This is a genomic window from Modestobacter italicus (assembly GCF_000306785.1).
Classification (GTDB): Bacteria; Actinomycetota; Actinomycetes; order Mycobacteriales; family Geodermatophilaceae; genus Modestobacter; species Modestobacter italicus.
This window is the reverse complement of sequence record NC_017955.1, coordinates 5,199,934-5,214,033: the sequence shown is the minus strand read 5'-3', so window position 1 is coordinate 5,214,033 and position 14,100 is coordinate 5,199,934. Positions and strand designations below refer to the sequence as shown.

At 74.4% G+C, this 14,100-nt stretch carries 17 protein-coding genes; 7 read left to right on the top strand and 10 right to left on the bottom strand.

The window, feature by feature from the left end; all coding sequences use genetic code 11:
• The first annotated feature begins 74 nt into the window (after positions 1-74).
• Positions 75-230, top strand: coding sequence for a hypothetical protein (locus MODMU_RS28825; protein WP_166503605.1), 156 nt, complete (start codon positions 75-77; stop codon positions 228-230).
• 178 nt (positions 231-408) lie between these two features.
• Here MODMU_RS28825 and MODMU_RS24785 read toward each other — a convergent pair whose 3' ends face one another.
• Positions 409-1,248, bottom strand: a complete 840-nt coding sequence (locus tag MODMU_RS24785; protein ID WP_014743159.1) for a tyrosine-protein phosphatase — start codon at positions 1,246-1,248, stop codon at positions 409-411.
• Between the two features lie 94 nt (positions 1,249-1,342).
• On the opposite strand from MODMU_RS24785, the gene MODMU_RS28820 reads away from it, so the two are divergent.
• On the top strand, positions 1,343-1,504 hold the full coding sequence (locus MODMU_RS28820) for a hypothetical protein (RefSeq protein ID WP_166503604.1): 162 nt from the start codon (positions 1,343-1,345) through the stop codon (positions 1,502-1,504).
• Here the strand turns inward: MODMU_RS28820 and MODMU_RS24780 are convergent.
• The 3 genes from MODMU_RS24780 to MODMU_RS24770 are packed head-to-tail and all read right to left on the bottom strand — an operon-like array spanning position 1,497 to position 5,145.
• Positions 1,497-2,402, bottom strand: a complete 906-nt coding sequence (locus MODMU_RS24780; RefSeq protein WP_014743158.1) for a hypothetical protein — start codon at positions 2,400-2,402, stop codon at positions 1,497-1,499. The two genes, MODMU_RS28820 and MODMU_RS24780, sit on opposite strands and share 8 nt — an antisense overlap.
• Before the next feature lie 17 nt (positions 2,403-2,419).
• Entirely contained in the window at positions 2,420-4,372 is a 1,953-nt protein-coding gene (locus MODMU_RS24775) for a helix-turn-helix domain-containing protein (protein ID WP_014743157.1), read from the bottom strand.
• Positions 4,373-4,389: 17 nt separating this feature from the next.
• The gene (locus tag MODMU_RS24770) at positions 4,390-5,145 is read right to left on the bottom strand and encodes a 3-hydroxybutyrate dehydrogenase (protein ID WP_014743156.1); all 756 of its coding nucleotides are present in this window, start codon (positions 5,143-5,145) and stop codon (positions 4,390-4,392) included.
• Positions 5,146-5,620: 475 nt separating this feature from the next.
• On the opposite strand from MODMU_RS24770, the gene MODMU_RS24765 reads away from it, so the two are divergent.
• From MODMU_RS24765 to MODMU_RS24745, 5 genes are read left to right on the top strand one after another with little or no spacing between them, the layout of a single operon-like run.
• Entirely contained in the window at positions 5,621-6,418 is a 798-nt protein-coding gene (locus MODMU_RS24765; RefSeq protein ID WP_014743155.1) for an ABC transporter ATP-binding protein, read from the top strand.
• Complete coding sequence (locus MODMU_RS24760) at positions 6,406-7,287, top strand: ABC transporter ATP-binding protein (protein WP_231851719.1); 882 nt, start codon at positions 6,406-6,408, stop codon at positions 7,285-7,287. The genes MODMU_RS24765 and MODMU_RS24760 overlap by 13 nt, the downstream gene beginning before the upstream one ends.
• Complete coding sequence (locus tag MODMU_RS24755) at positions 7,284-8,174, top strand: branched-chain amino acid ABC transporter permease (protein WP_014743153.1); 891 nt, start codon at positions 7,284-7,286, stop codon at positions 8,172-8,174. The genes MODMU_RS24760 and MODMU_RS24755 overlap by 4 nt, the downstream gene beginning before the upstream one ends.
• A complete protein-coding gene (locus MODMU_RS24750) occupies positions 8,167-9,393 on the top strand; it encodes a branched-chain amino acid ABC transporter permease (protein ID WP_014743152.1) in 1,227 nt (408 codons plus the stop codon). Before MODMU_RS24755 ends, MODMU_RS24750 begins: the two co-directional genes overlap by 8 nt.
• A complete protein-coding gene (locus MODMU_RS24745) occupies positions 9,390-10,634 on the top strand; it encodes an ABC transporter substrate-binding protein (protein WP_014743151.1) in 1,245 nt (414 codons plus the stop codon). Before MODMU_RS24750 ends, MODMU_RS24745 begins: the two co-directional genes overlap by 4 nt.
• Before the next feature lie 113 nt (positions 10,635-10,747).
• On the opposite strand, the gene MODMU_RS24740 is transcribed toward MODMU_RS24745, so the two are convergent.
• The 6 genes from MODMU_RS24740 to MODMU_RS24720 form a co-directional block, all read right to left on the bottom strand.
• Complete coding sequence (locus tag MODMU_RS24740; RefSeq protein ID WP_014743150.1) at positions 10,748-11,908, bottom strand: MFS transporter; 1,161 nt, start codon at positions 11,906-11,908, stop codon at positions 10,748-10,750.
• Between the two features lie 64 nt (positions 11,909-11,972).
• Complete coding sequence (locus MODMU_RS24735) at positions 11,973-12,152, bottom strand: hypothetical protein (protein WP_014743149.1); 180 nt, start codon at positions 12,150-12,152, stop codon at positions 11,973-11,975.
• A 25-nt stretch (positions 12,153-12,177) separates the two neighbouring features.
• On the bottom strand, positions 12,178-12,378 hold the full coding sequence (locus MODMU_RS24730; RefSeq protein WP_014743148.1) for a hypothetical protein: 201 nt from the start codon (positions 12,376-12,378) through the stop codon (positions 12,178-12,180).
• Between the two features lie 85 nt (positions 12,379-12,463).
• Complete coding sequence (locus MODMU_RS28815; RefSeq protein ID WP_014743147.1) at positions 12,464-12,610, bottom strand: hypothetical protein; 147 nt, start codon at positions 12,608-12,610, stop codon at positions 12,464-12,466.
• A gap of 37 nt (positions 12,611-12,647) precedes the next feature.
• Entirely contained in the window at positions 12,648-13,070 is a 423-nt protein-coding gene (locus MODMU_RS24725) for a hypothetical protein (RefSeq protein WP_014743146.1), read from the bottom strand.
• 37 nt (positions 13,071-13,107) lie between these two features.
• Positions 13,108-13,737: a TetR/AcrR family transcriptional regulator gene (locus MODMU_RS24720; RefSeq protein ID WP_166503603.1), complete on the bottom strand. Its 630-nt coding sequence runs from the start codon at positions 13,735-13,737 to the stop codon at positions 13,108-13,110.
• Between the last annotated feature and the right edge of the window lie 363 nt (positions 13,738-14,100).

Sequence of the window (14,100 nt, the reverse complement as noted above, 5' to 3'; positions counted from 1 at the left end):
AATACGCAGCGCCTTGCCTGCTTTAATACAGGCGTAACACACCCACCTGGGACCCACCGGAAGAAGGCAGTGACATGAGCAGCGTGACCTCCAGCTGGCGTCAGCGTCGGCAGGCGTCGCGTACGCGGCGCGCCCTCGCGGCCGCCGTCGCCCGCACCAGCAGCCCCGCGATGCGCGACGAGCTGCTGACCCTGGCCAACAGCAGCCAGTTCACCAACGTCCTGCGCTGACGCAGGTCCCTCAGGGGGCTGAGCGCAGGAACACACACGACCCCGGTCTCCCTGGTGGGAGAGCCGGGGTCTGCTGTGTCCGGGGGCCTGTCCGGTCCAGGTGAAGGAAGCTCTGCACCCGGTTACGCGGCTCAGACCGGGTGCAGAGCTTCCTGTGCCTGGTGGGGACGCGGCCTGCTCAGTCGCGGAGGCGGGCGCGGAGGGCGGCCCGCTCGTCGGCGTCGAAGCCGTGCTGCTCGAGCCAGCCGATGGGCCCGCCCCAGCGCTCGTCCAGCAGCTCGAGCACCCGGCGCATCGACCCGGCCTGCGGGGTGTGGCTGGCGACGTCCCGGCGGGTCATGTCCTCGGCGTAGGTCGGGTGCGTCCGCAGCTTGGCGACGAGCGCGTCGATGACCTCGGCGGTCTGCGCGTAGTCGGCGATGATCGCCTCGGGCTCGACGCCGGCCACCGCCAGCGCCAGCGCGCAGACGACGCCGGTCCGGTCCTTGCCCGCGGCGCAGTGCACCACCGCGGCCCCCGGGCCGCCGGCCGCCAGCGTGCGGAGCGCGGCCAGCACGTTGTCCGTCCCGTCGGTCAGGTAGCCCAGGTAGGAGCGGACCGCCGGCGGCTCGCCCTCGTCCCCGGCGGCCACCTGGCGGGGCAGCAGCGACTCCACCCAGTCGGCGGGCAGCTCCGCGAGCAGCTCCTCGTCGTCCTCCTCGGCGGCGAAGACGTCGGTGCGCCGGCCCCGCTCGGGCAGCAGGGTGAAGTGCCGGTGGGTCACCGAGTCGACGTCCCGCAGCGGGCTGCGGCCCTCCATGAGCACCTCTGCGGTCGTCCGCAGGTCGATGACCTCGGTCAGCCCGACCTCGTCGACCAGGGTCGCGACGTCGGCTTCGCTGAGGGTCTGCAGGTTGTCGCTGCGCAGGACGCGGCCGAACACGGTCTCGCCGCCGTCGACCGTGGGCAGGCCGCCCAGGTCGCGGGTGTTCGTCGTCCCGTCCAGGTGCAGCCAGCGGTCGGTGCGGGTGGAGGTCACGCCCTCGACCGTACGACGTCCGCTGTCGGCGGGCAGGTCGCGACCGGCGCCGGGATCCCTGGACCGCGCAGGTGCCCGGTCGCACACTGGTCGCATGTCCGGCAAGCCCCTGTGGTGCCGACTCGGGCGCCACGCCTACGTGTCCGCGCACCCCGCCGACGAGCAGCTGCGGGGTCCCGCCCCGAAGGTCTGCCGGCGGTGCGGCAAGGGTCGCGGGACGGCGGTCGACGACCTGCCGCCCGCCGTCCTCAGCTGAGCACGGCCCCCGGGGGTCGGTCGTCGAGCAGCGCCCGGCAGACCTCCAGCAGGCGCGCCCGCAGCACGGTGCCGCGGGCGGCGAACCGGCGCTGGGCGGCCACGTACTCCGCCTTGCCCTCCGGCGTCTCGATCGCGACGGGCGCCCAGCCCAGCGCGCTGAGGTCGTAGGGCGAGGCGCGCATGTCCAGCTCCCGGACGTCGGCCGCGAGCTCGAAGCAGTCGGCGAGCAGCTCGCCGGGGACGGCGGGGCTGAGCTTGTAGGCCCACTTGTAGAGGTCCATCGTGGCGTGCAGGCAGCCGGGCTGCTCCAGCTGCTGCTGGGTCTCCCGGGTGGGCGTGAGGGTGTTCCGCGGGACGCCGGCGCGGGTGAAGAACCGGAACGCGTCGACGTGGCTGCACTGCACCCGGTGGCTGTCCACCACCGCGTCGGTGCCGGCCTGGCCGAGCCGCAACGGCAGCTGCTCGTGCCGCACCTCGCCGGCTCCCGGCCGGTAGAGCATCGCCCACTCGTGCAGCCCGAAGCAGCCGAACTGGGCGCTCCGGCCGGCCGTCGCCGACAGCAGGCCGTGCACCCAGCCGACCGCGGTGCTGCGCCGGGCCAGGAACGCCTCGACGTCGACGGCCACACCCGGGCCGACCCGGGTGTGGAACGGCCAGTCCAGCCGGGCCTCGGCGGCGGGGCCGGTGAGCACCACGCCCAGCCCGGGGTGCCAGCGGCGCAGCCGGCCGGGGGTCTGGGAGTAGTAGGTGAACAGGAAGTCCCACACCGGGTGCGCCTGGCCGGCGCGGCGGCGCTGCTGGTGCGGCTCCACCCACGCGTCGACCCGGCGCTCGTGGGCCGCCTGGCGCGCCGTCCACTCAGCCTCGGTCAGCACCGGGGGGTCGAGGAGGCGCACCCGCCCAGGCTAGGACCTCAGCCGGCGCCGTCGGAGAGGCGGTGCAGGCGCAGCGCGAGCTGCACCTCCAGGGCACGGTCCGGGGTCGACCAGTCGCGGCCGAGCAGCCGGGCCACCCGGTCCAGCCGCTGGGTGACCGTGTTGACGTGCACCCGGAGCTGCTCGGCCGCCCGGGCCGGGCTGCCGCCCGCGTCGAACCAGGCGCGCAGCGTGGCGAGCAGGTCGGTGCCGCGCTTGGCGTCGTAGTCGAGCACCGGGGCCAGGGTGGCCCGGACGAACGCGCCGACGTCCCGCCGCTCGCCGACCAGCAGGCCGAAGAAGCCGAGCTCCTCGGCGCTGGCGGACTGGCCGGTGCGGCCCAGCGCCACCAGCGTGCCCAGGCACCGGGCGGCCTCGGCGGCCGCCGCGGCCAGCGCCTCCGGGCCGGTGGCCGGGCCGGCGCCCCCGGCGGTCACCGCGCCCGCCGAGGACCGCAGCTCCGCCCGCACGGCCTCCGCCGCCACGCCCGGGGCGACGTCGGGCAGGCACACCACCAGCCGGCCCTCGTGCACGCCGGCCAGCCCGCCCCGGACGGCGGCCAGGTGCCCGGCGGCCGCCGCGGCCCGGGTGCCGACCTCGTTGCTCGTCCCCTCACCGACCTCGCCGACCTGCGCGACCACCACCGCGTGCGGCCGGTCGAGGTCGGCGCCGAGCCGCCGGGCGCGCTCCCGCAGCCCGTCCGGGTCGCGGTCGGGCGTGCTCAGCAGCTCGCCGAGCAGCTCGCCGCGGACCCGGTGCTCGGCCTCGCCGGCCGAGCGGCGGATGAGCAGCAGCAGGGCGGTGACCAGCGCGGCGCGCTCGAGGATGCGCTGGTCGGAGTCCGACAGCTCCTCCTCGCGGCCCAGCACCAGCCCGCCGATCAGCTCGTCGTTGACGGTGACCGCGGCGGTCCACCAGTCGCCGTCCCGGACGGTGCGGCCGGTGGTCCGGGCCAGCCCGAGCGCGCCGGCCGGGTCGGGTGGGCCGGCATCGCCCCCGCTGGGCGTCGGCCGGCCGTCCTGGTCCAGCACCGTCAGCCGGCCGCCGAGCACCTCGGTCACCGCGACTGCGACGTCCTCGACGCCGCCGCCGCGCAGCACCAGGTCGATGAACCGGTCGTGGGCGCCGGCGGCCCGCTCGACCGAGGCGCTGTGCGCGCGCAGCTCCCGGCTGGTGGCGGACAGCTCCTCGAGGGCCGCCCGGGTCTCCTCCAGCAGCCGGGCGTTGTCCAGCGCGATGGCCGCGTGGGCCGCCAGCGACCCCAGCAGCGCGACCTCCGAGCGCTCGAACGTCCGCCCGGTGCGGTCGGCGGCGTACAGGACGCCGATCACCTGGGACCCGCGCAGCAGCGGCACCCCGAGGATCGCCACCAGCCCCTCCTCGCGGACGCCGCCGTTGATGTCCTCGGTGTGCCGGAAGCGGGTGTCGGTGAAGTAGCTGTCGGTCGCGTACGGGGCGGCGGTCTGCGCGACCAGCCCGCCGAGGCCGGCGCCCATCGGCAGCCGCAGCGACTGGAACCAGGCCGACACCGTGCCGTCGGTCACCCGCATGTAGGTGTCCCCGCGGGCGTCGTCGTTGAGCGTCAGGTAGGCGGTGTCGGAGCCCAGCAGCTGCCGGGCGCGCCGCACGATCGCGGTGAGCACCGAGTCGACGCTGCGCAGCCGGGCGAGGTCGCTGGCGGTGTCGAACAGCGCCGACAGCTCCGACTCGCGGCGCCGGCGGGCCTGGAAGGCCTCCCGGACCTGCAGGGCCAGCACCTTGGCCCGCTCGAGCTCGGCGATCTCCGCGGGGTCCGCCCCGGCCGCCCGCGCCTGGACCAGCGGCCGCTCGTACTCGATCGCCGCCGCGTCGCCGAGGAGCAGCTCCAGGAACTCGGTCGTGCCGCCCGGTCCGGCGGCGGGCGGGCGGGCAGGGCCCGGCGGGGACTCCGACGACGTCGTCACGACCGGCATCCTCGCCGGTCGGACGGTCAGTGGGCGGTCCACCCGCCGTCCATCACCAGCGAGCTGCCGGTCACCGAGGTCGCGGCCGGGGAGCACAGCCACGCGACGGCGTCGGCGACCTCCTCGGGCTCGATCAGCCGCTTGAGCGCGGCCGGCGCCAGCATCACCTGCTCGACGACCTCGTCCTCGGTCAGCCCGTGGGCGCGCGCCTGGTCGGCGATCTGGCCCTCCACCAGCGGCGTCCGGACGTAGGCGGGGTTGACGCAGTTGGACGTGACGCCGTGCTCCGCGCCCTCCAGCGCGACGACCTTGGACAGGCCCTCCAGGCCGTGCTTGGCGGTGACGTAGGCGACCTTGTAGGGCGACGCGCGCAGGCCGTGCACCGAGCTCACGTTGACCACCCGGCCCCAGCCGCGCTCGTACATCCCCGGCAGCACGCCCCGGACCAGCCGGAACGGGGCCTCCAGCATCAGCCGCAGCATGGCGCTGAACCGGTCGACCGGGAACTCGTGCAGCGGTGCGACGTGCTGCAGCCCCGCGTTGTTGACCAGCACGTCGACGTCGAGGTCCAGCCGGTCGATCGCGTCCAGGTCGGTCAGGTCGACCGTGACGGCGGTGCCGCCCACCTGGTCGGCGACCGCCTGCGCGGCCGCCGCGTCCCGGTCGAGGACGACGACCGCCGCACCCGCGGCGGCCAGCCGGACCGCGCAGGCCCGCCCGATCCCGGACGCACCGCCGGTCACCATCGCGCGTCGCCCGGACAGGGGCTCGGAGGAGGCCATGGCGGGAGGTTAGGACGCTCGCGACCGTGCGCCCATGGGCGGCCCGCACACAGCACGACGGGTGGCCGTGGGCGGGTCTCACATGCACTCGACCGGGTGTCGTCGGCCGCAGAGCGTGGCTCTTCATGTGTCCGGGCCACATGACGCCGCTCACAATCCCCGTACGCCAGCACATGGTGGCCCGCTCAGCCCGCCCCTAGCGTCTGCAGCGCCCGTCCGCCGCCGCCTCGCTGAGGAGACCACATGACCGCAGCTCCGCAGCCCGGAGCAGCACCTGCTCCGCCCCCGTCGAAGCCGGCCTGCGCGTGTGGTCCCCGCACGGGGTGCTGCGGTCACGGTCCTGTCTCAGTCGTGGCACAGGCCGTGACGTGCGTCACCTCATGACGTTGACTGCGCACGCCTCGGCGGCTCTGGTGAGCGCTGCCCCCACCGTCCGTGACCCCCGGCGGACGTCCTGTCCCGAGAGGAGCTGCCCGTGCTGAGCGTCGACGCGCTGCACGTGACCTACGGCGGTGCCGTGCAGGCCCTCCGCGGGGTGTCCCTGGAGATCCCCGACGGCAAGGTCGTCGCCGTCCTGGGCAGCAACGGTGCCGGCAAGAGCACCCTGCTGCGCACCATCTCCGGCACGCTGCGGCTGCACCGCGGCCGGATCGACTCCGGGTCGGTCCGCTTCGGTGACACCGACCTCGGCAGCCGCGACCCGGCGCAGACGGTGCGGATGGGCCTGGTGCAGGTGCCCGAGGGGCGCCGCATCTTCGGCCGGCTGAGCGTCGAGGAGAACCTGCGGGCCGGGGGCATGGGCAGCAAGGACAAGGCCGCCAAGGCCAGGGCCCGCGACCGCGTCTACGAGATGTTCCCGGTGCTCAAGGAGCGCAGCACCCAGCGCGGCGCCCTCCTCTCCGGCGGTGAGCAGCAGATGCTGGCCATCGGCCGCGCGCTGATGGCCAGCCCGAAGCTGCTGCTCCTCGACGAGCCCTCGCTGGGTCTCGCGCCGCGCATCATCGGGCAGATCGGCGAGGTCATCGCCGAGATCAACCGGCAGGGCACCTCGGTGCTGCTGGTCGAGCAGAACGCCACGATGGCCCTCGGCGTCGCCGACCTGGCCTACGTGCTGGACGTCGGCGAGGTCTCGCTGTCCGGCTCGGCCGCGGAGCTGGCCCGCACCGACGAGGTGCAGCGGCTCTACCTCGGGCACGACAGCGACGAACCGGCGCCGGCCGCGGCCGCGGCTGCCCCGGGGACCCGCAAGACGCTGTCCCGGTGGACGGCGTGAGCGCCCCGGTCGAGGCCGGTCGGGAGACCCGCAGCGACATCCCGGCGGTCGAGGTGGACTCCGTCAGCGTCCGCTTCGGGGCCATCAAGGCGTTGTCGGAGGTCTCCTTCACCGTGGCCCCCGGCGCCATCCACGCCATCATCGGCCCCAACGGCGCCGGCAAGTCGACGATGTTCAACGTGCTGTCCGGGGTCTACGAGGCCGCCGAGGGGCAGGTGCGCTTCGGTGAGCACCGGCTGGACCGGATGCGCCCGTTCGAGATCGCCGGCATCGGCGTCGCCCGGGCCTTCCAGAACATCGCGCTGTCGGCCACCCAGTCGGTGGCCGAGAACCTGATGCTGGGCCGGCACCACCTCACCAAGGCCGGGTTCCTCGCGGCCGGGCTGCGGCTGCCGCGGGCCACCCGGGAGGGCAAGCGGCACGGCGAGCGGGTTGCCGAGATCGCCGAGTTCCTCGAGCTCGGGGACAAGCTGCACACCCCTGTGGGGGTGCTCTCCTACGGCGACCAGAAGCGGGTCGAGGTGGCCCGGGCGCTGTGCACCGAGCCGCGGCTGCTGCTGCTGGACGAGCCGGTGGCCGGGATGAACGCCGAGGAGACGACCCGGATGGCCCAGGCGATCCGGGAGATCCGCTCCGCGCTGGGCATCTCGGTGGTCCTCGTCGAGCACGACATGGGGATGGTCATGTCCCTCGCCGACCGGGTCACCGTCCTGGACTTCGGCCGGCGGATCGCCGACGGCACGCCGGCCGAGGTGCAGGCCGACCCCGAGGTCATCCGCGCCTACCTCGGCTCCGGTGACGACTCCAGCCCGTCGGACGCCGCCGGTGCCGACGGCCCCTCCTCTGAGACCACCGGGACGCGCTCGTGACCCAGTTCCTGTCGCTGCTGCTCAACGGCATCTCGTTGGGTGCCATGTACGCCCTCATCGCCCTGGGCTTCGTGATCATCTTCAAGGCGAGCGAGGTGGTCAGCTTCACCCAGGGCTCGCTGCTGCTGCTCGGCGCCTACTCGATCGCCCGGTTGTCCGAGCCGCTGGGCTTCCTGCCGGCGGTGCTCATCGGCATCGCCATCACCGCGCTGGCGGCGTTCCTGATCGAACGGCTGGTGATCAACCGGCTGCGCGGGGCGCCGGTGATCAGCCTGGCCATCGTCACCATCGGCGTCGACATCATCCTGCTGACCGAGCTGATCCGGCGGATCGGCTCGGACATCCTCAACGTCCCGCACCCGTGGGGCAGCGAGTCGGTGCGGATCGGCGAGGTCGGGATCAGCCAGAACCGGCTGATCGCCACCGTGGTCGCCGGTGTGCTGATCGTCGCCTTCTTCGCGGCCTTCAAGTACTCCAGCTGGGGCGTGGCGATGCGCGCCTCGGCCGAGGACGGCGAGACGGCGGCGCTGATGGGCATCCGGCTGGGCCGGGTCTCCGCGCTGGCCTGGATCGTCGCCGGCGCCCTGGCCGCGGTCGCGGCGCTGTTCCTCGTCGGCGCACCGACGCCGGGGGTCAGCGCGGCCGCGTACACGGTGGCGCTGCGGGCCTTCCCCGCCGCGATCCTCGGCGGGCTGGACTCCACCGGCGGCGCGCTGGTGGGCGGCCTGCTGATCGGGCTGGCGGAGTCCTTCGCCGCCGGCTACCAGGACCAGCTGCTGTTCCTGGGTCGCGGCTTCGGCGACGTCGTCCCGTACGTGGTGATGATCGCCGTCCTGCTCGTCCGCCCGTCGGGGCTGTTCGGCACGAAGGAGCTGACCCGTGTCTGAGACGACCGCCCCCGCCGCGCAGGGGGCCACCCGGGCCAGCACGCCGGCGGCGGCCGGCCGCGCGGCCGCCGCACCGCGCCGGTCGCCGCTCAGGCCGGTGCTGTTCGCCGCCGTCGTGGTGCTGCTGCTGATCGCCCCGTACTTCGTCGAGGAGTTCTGGCTCCGCACCGGGTTCGCCGTCTTCGGCGCGATCGTCGGCGCGATCGGGCTGAACCTGCTGGTCGGCACCACCGGTCAGCTGTCGCTGGCGCACGCCTTCTTCCTCGCGGTGGGCGCGATCAGCTACGTGTTCGTCTCCGGGGAGTCCGGCGGCATCGGCGTCGCCCAGCTCAGCGGGCTGGGGCTCCCGCCGCTGGTCGGGATGGTGGTGGGGGTGCTGCTGGCCGGCCTGGCCGGGCTGCTCTTCAGCCCGATCGCGGCCCGGCTGCGCGGCATCTACCTCGGCGTCGCCTCGCTCAGCCTGGTCTTCATCGGCCAGCACGTGCTCAACTCGTGGACGTCGGTGACCGGCGGCTTCAACGGCCGGTCGGCGCCGGACTTCGAGCTCTTCGGCTTCACCTTCGCCAACCGCGATCCGCTGCTGTTCATCGCCGGCGTCGAGTTCCGCGAGGCCGAGCGGCTCTGGTACCTGGGGCTGGTCCTCGCCCTGGCCGCCTACGTCTTCGCCCGCAACCTGCTGCGCAGCCGGCCCGGGCGGGCGCTGCAGACCCTGCGGGACAGCGAGGTCGCCGCCTCGGTCATGGGCGTCAACGTGCAGCGCTACAAGGGCCGGGTGTTCCTGGTCAGCTCGATGTACGCCGGGCTGTCCGGGGTGATGTACGCGCTGTCGATCGGCAGCGTGGCGCCGGAGTCCTTCGGCCTCGAGGTGTCCATCCAGTACCTGGCCATGATCGTCCTCGGCGGGCTGGGCTCGGTCGGCGGCGCGGCGATCGGCGCGGTGTTCGTCAGCGCGCTGCCGCTGGTCTTCCAGCGCTACGCCGACGTGGTGCCGTTCGTGAGCAGCGTCGGGCAGGGCGGGCTGGCCGCCGGTGAGGCGGCGCGCTTCCTCTACGGCGCGGCGATCGTCCTGGTCATCCTCTTCCAGCCCGCCGGCCTGGCCGGCCTCGGCCAACGGTTCCGACGCCGGGGCCGGGACCCCGGCGGGGGCCGGGCGACCCGCACCTCCAGCCCCGAGACCACCGACGTCCCGTCCGACCGACCCGCAGGGAGCACCTCATGAAGCTCGGCAAGCGTTCCGGCAGCGCCGTCGTCCTGGCGGCCGTGCTGGCCACGGCCGCCACCGGCTGCAGCAACAAGGCCCAGGACTCCGGCGGTGGCGCCGCGGCCGGCGGAGACGCCGGCGAGGTCACCACCGACGTGGGGGTCGAGGGCACCACCATCAACCTCGGCGTGCTCACCGACCTGACCGGCGTGTTCGCCGCGCTGGGCAACGACATCACCAACGCCAACACGATGTTCTGGGAGGACAACCAGGTCTGCGACACCTACGACGTCGAGCTGGACGTCCAGGACACCGGCTACGTCCCGCAGCAGGGCGTGCAGCTCTACAGCGGCATGAAGGACGGCATCCTGGCGATGCAGCAGACGATCGGGTCGCCGATCAACACCGCGCTGGCCCCCGAGTACGAGGCCGACCAGATCGTCAACTTCCCCTCGGCCTGGGCGCAGACCCTGACCGAGATCCCCGGCACCGGCGTCGTCGGCGCGACCTACGCGGTCGAGATCGCCAACGGCTACGACTACATGTTCAAGCAGGGGCTGCTCAAGGAGGGCGACACCGTCGGCCACATCTACTTCGAGGGCGAGTACGGCGCCAACGGCCTGGCCGGCACCCAGGCGGTGGCCCAGGAGCGCGGCCTGGAGGTGGTCGAGGCGCAGATCAAGTCCACCGACCAGGACATGAGCTCGCAGATCACCCAGTTCAAGGCGGCCGGTGTCAACCTGGTGGCGCTGACCGTGGCCCCGACCCAGCTGGCGTCGGCGGCCGTGGCGATGGAGGCCCAGGGCCTCGACGTGCCGATCCTGGGCAGCAACCCGGTCTTCGCGCCTGGCCTGCTCGCAGGTCCCTCCGCGAACAAGATCAAGCAGGACCTGTACGTGGCCTCGCCGGTGTCGGCCTTCGACCAGCACCAGGACCTGCTCGACCAGTACCAGACCGCCTACCCCGACGCCACGCCCAGCCTGGGTGTGCTGGTCGGCGTCGGCATGAGCGAGATCATGAAGCAGGTGCTCGACTCCGCCTGCGAGAACGGTGACCTGACCCGGCAGGGCGTGCTCGACGCCTTCAACGGCCTCGAGGACGTCGACACCAACGACGTCGTCGTGCCGATCCGCGGCTTCGAGGCGGGCAAGTCCCCGAGCCTGGAGAGCTTCATCCTCCAGCCGGCCGACGTGCCCGGCGGCGCCACGGTCGTCCAGGACGCCTTCGAGGGCGAGTTCGCGGCCGCGATCGCCGGCTGAACAAGGACCCCCTCGCCCCCCACCGCTCGCACGCTCGCGGCGGGCCCCTGCGAGGGGGCCGGCGCGGCGCCCCCTCCCGCTCGGGAGGGGGCGCCGTCGTGCGTCCGGGGGCGCTACAGCTGGTGCCGTCGGACCGCCGGGAGCAGGCGGAGGGCGAGGAGCCCGCAGAGCACCGCCGCCACCGTCAACGGCAGCGTGGGTCCGGTCGCCTCGGCCACCGTGGCGATGACGAAGGGCGCGGCGAACCCGACGTAAGCGAACGCCAGGAACAGCGAGGTCAGCGCGCCCAGCCGGGCCGGGGCCGCCAGCCGGGCGGTGAGCGTCAGGCCGGCGGCCAGGCACAGCCCGCTCCCGGCGCCCAGCACCGGCGCGGCGACGACGAGCCAGGGGAGCGCGGCGGTCGCGGTGAACGCCGTGGCGGCGGCGAACCCGACGGTGCCCAGCGCGACGCCGATGACGGCGGTCCACCGGCCGAACCGGCGCTGCAGCCCGGCGACCAGGGTGCCCGCGCCGAGGGTCACCCCGGCCAGCACACCGGTGACCGCGACACCGGCCGCGGGCAGCTCGACCAGCAGCGGCACCGCCGAGATGACGGCGGACGGGAAGGCGTAGACGCAGACGGCGACCGGCGCGAGCACGGTGAGCACGGTGAGCCCGTCGCCGGGCCGGACCAGCGGCACCGGTGCCGCGACGGGGAGCCCGGCCGCCGCCGGCACCGGGAGCAGGTCGACGGTCTCCGGCAGCCGCAGGGCCAGGACCAGCCCGGCGGTGGCCAGCACGGCGTGCACCAGGTAGGGCAGGACGGTCGGAGCCGGGCCGTACTGGCCGAGCACACCGCTCACCAGCGGCCCGAGCGAGAAGCCCGCGGTCATCGCGAACGCCGCCCGCCGCCCGCCGGCGCCGTCCCCCGAGGCCAGGGAGAGCTCGCCGATCCAGGCGCTGGCCACGCTGAACACCACCCCGCTGACCACCCCCTGCAGGAACCGCGCCCCGAAGAGCAGCCCGAGGGACTCACCGGCCGCGGCGAAGGCCAGCGACGCGACCGCCGACAGCAGGATCCCGGGGACGGCGACGCGGCGGCGGCCCAGCCGGTCCGACAGCGGGCCGGCGACGAACAGCGCGGGCACCAGTCCGGCGGCGTAGCTGCCGAACAGTGCGGTGAGCACCTGCGGTGAGAGGTCCAGCCGCTCCTGGTAGACCAGCAGCAGCGGCGTGGGGACGTTCGTGCCGGCAGCGACGGCGAACAGCGCGAAGACGCCCCGCCGCCAGGTCACCGGCAGGACCCTAGTGCCCGGGGCGGCCGCCCCGGCCCCGCGACGAGCGCCGCGGGGCGGGTGGTCAGACGTTGCCGGGGCGGGTCACCGAGTCGTCGCGCTGGGCCTCGTCGTCGGTCAGCAGCACGGTGTCCTTCTCGGCGCCGTCGCCGCGGTCGTGGCCGGAGGTCCCGTCGACCAGGTCACCGTCGGGGTCGGCGGTGGCCGGGGAGTCGTGGTAGCCGCTGTCGGTGGGCTCGGTCATGGGGTCCTCCTGTGGTGGGGGTGGCTCAGGACGGGTCGTCGGCGATCTCGGGCCGGGTGGGGGTCCGGGCCGGCTGGTCGTCGGTGGCGTCGTCCCGGGCGATGGCCTCCTCGGCGGTGAGGGGCACGTCGTCGAACCCGTCGGCCCCGGTGCTGCTGTTGTCGCCGGTGCCGGACGCGGTGGGCACGTCCTGCTGGATGCGGTCGCTGCCGCCGGGATCGGTCATCGCTGCTCCTCCTCGGGCCGACGTCGTCCCCCGGCCATGCCCGCCAGCGGACCCGGGAAACGGCCGCGGCGGCGCGGTGGGGTGCTCAGTGCGCGTCGGGCTCGGTCTCCGGCGGCGGGTAGACCGGGCCGGCCATCCCGTCAGCGCCGTCGTCGTCCCGGTCGGGCTCGGAGACGGCGCCGCCCAGCGGGGCGACGTCCTGGTCGTGCTGGGGGTCCTCCGGAGATGTCATCCGCCGAGTCTGCGACCGACGGCGGGAACCAGCGAGCTCAGTCGGCGAGCGCCGGCCCGGCCTCGTGCCGGGGGTGGCCGGCGGTGCGCTCGCGCTGCTTCATCCGCGCCTCGAGCACGTGCTGGTCGCCGTCGGCGAGGGTGGTGCGGGCGCGCTCGTCGAAGGCCCGGAACGTCGTCCAGTAGTGCGCGTCGAAGTCCTCGACGACCTGGAAGGTCCACCGGTCGGCGATGACGTTGCGGCCGACGAGGTCCCGCTCCAGGTCGTCGGCGAGCTCGTCGTGCCCGGCGTCGCGGAACTGCCCGACGGCCTCCTGCAGCAGCAGGTCGGCCTTGCCGGTCAGCTGGTGGAAGCCGTACAGCAGGCCACGCGCCTGCTCGACGGTCTCCAGGGACTCCGACAGCTTGCCGAGCGCGGCGACGGTGTCGTCGTCGAGGTCGGGGCGGGAACGATCGGTCACGGCACCATCCTCGGGCGGACGGCGCCGGTCCGCAGGGTCAGGCGGGGACGATCGCGGCGTCGATCAGCTTCTCGGCGAGCTGGCGGCCGTGCGCGGCGGGGCCGTCGGGCCCGAGGAGCCCGCCGGAGAGGTACATGCCGTCGATGATCAGGTGGACCTGGGCGGCGAGGTCCTCACCGTGGCCCGGCACCAGCTGGCCGGCCAGGGTCAGCAGCCGCATGTGCAGCTCGTACTTGTAGTCGGCGGCGGCGCTGCGGGCCGGGTGCTGCGGGTCGTCGTACTCGCTGCTGACGTTGGTGAACGGGCAGCCGCGGAAGCCGGTGCGGGTGACGTCCTTCTCGACGGCGTCCACCACGGAGAGCAGGGCCGCCCGCGGGTCGCCCTGCAGGCGGTGCAGGTCGGCGTCGATGAACCCCAGGACGGTGGCCGCCTTGCGGGCGAGGTAGGCGCCGACCAGGTCGTCCTTGCTCTTGAAGAGCCGGTAGACGGTCATCTTGCCCAGCCCGGTCTCGCGGACCAGCTCGTCCATGCCCACGCTGCGCGAGCTGCGCGTCGCGAAGAGGCGCTCGGCGGTGTCCAGGACGATCTCCTGCCGTTCCGCGCGGGAGCGACGGGCCGGCACGGAGCCGTCCACGGTCGAGTGCAGGGGGAGGGCTGCGGCAGTCACGAGCCCGATGGTGCAGCACTCCGTGACGGAGCGGTCCACGGCACGCCGGGTCGCGGCGCCAGGCCGTTACGCAGGGCGAATGCCGGGACGGTGGGTGTTGCTGGTGCCCCTGTGACGTCCCGCGGAGCACTGCTCGGGGGCTGCGGGACGGGTGGGTCAGGCCCGGCGGGTCCGGCGCGGGTTGGCCAGCATCCGGAGCACCGGCGCCGGCACGTCGGCCTGCTCGGTGCGCGGGGTCGGGTCGTCCATCGGGTGCTCGCGGCGGGTCTCGTGCATGCCACCAGCGTGCCCTGCGTGACCGCCGGCCCGACCGCCGCGGCGCAGGACCACCTCATCGGGTGGGTGAACGGCCGGCGGGGGCGG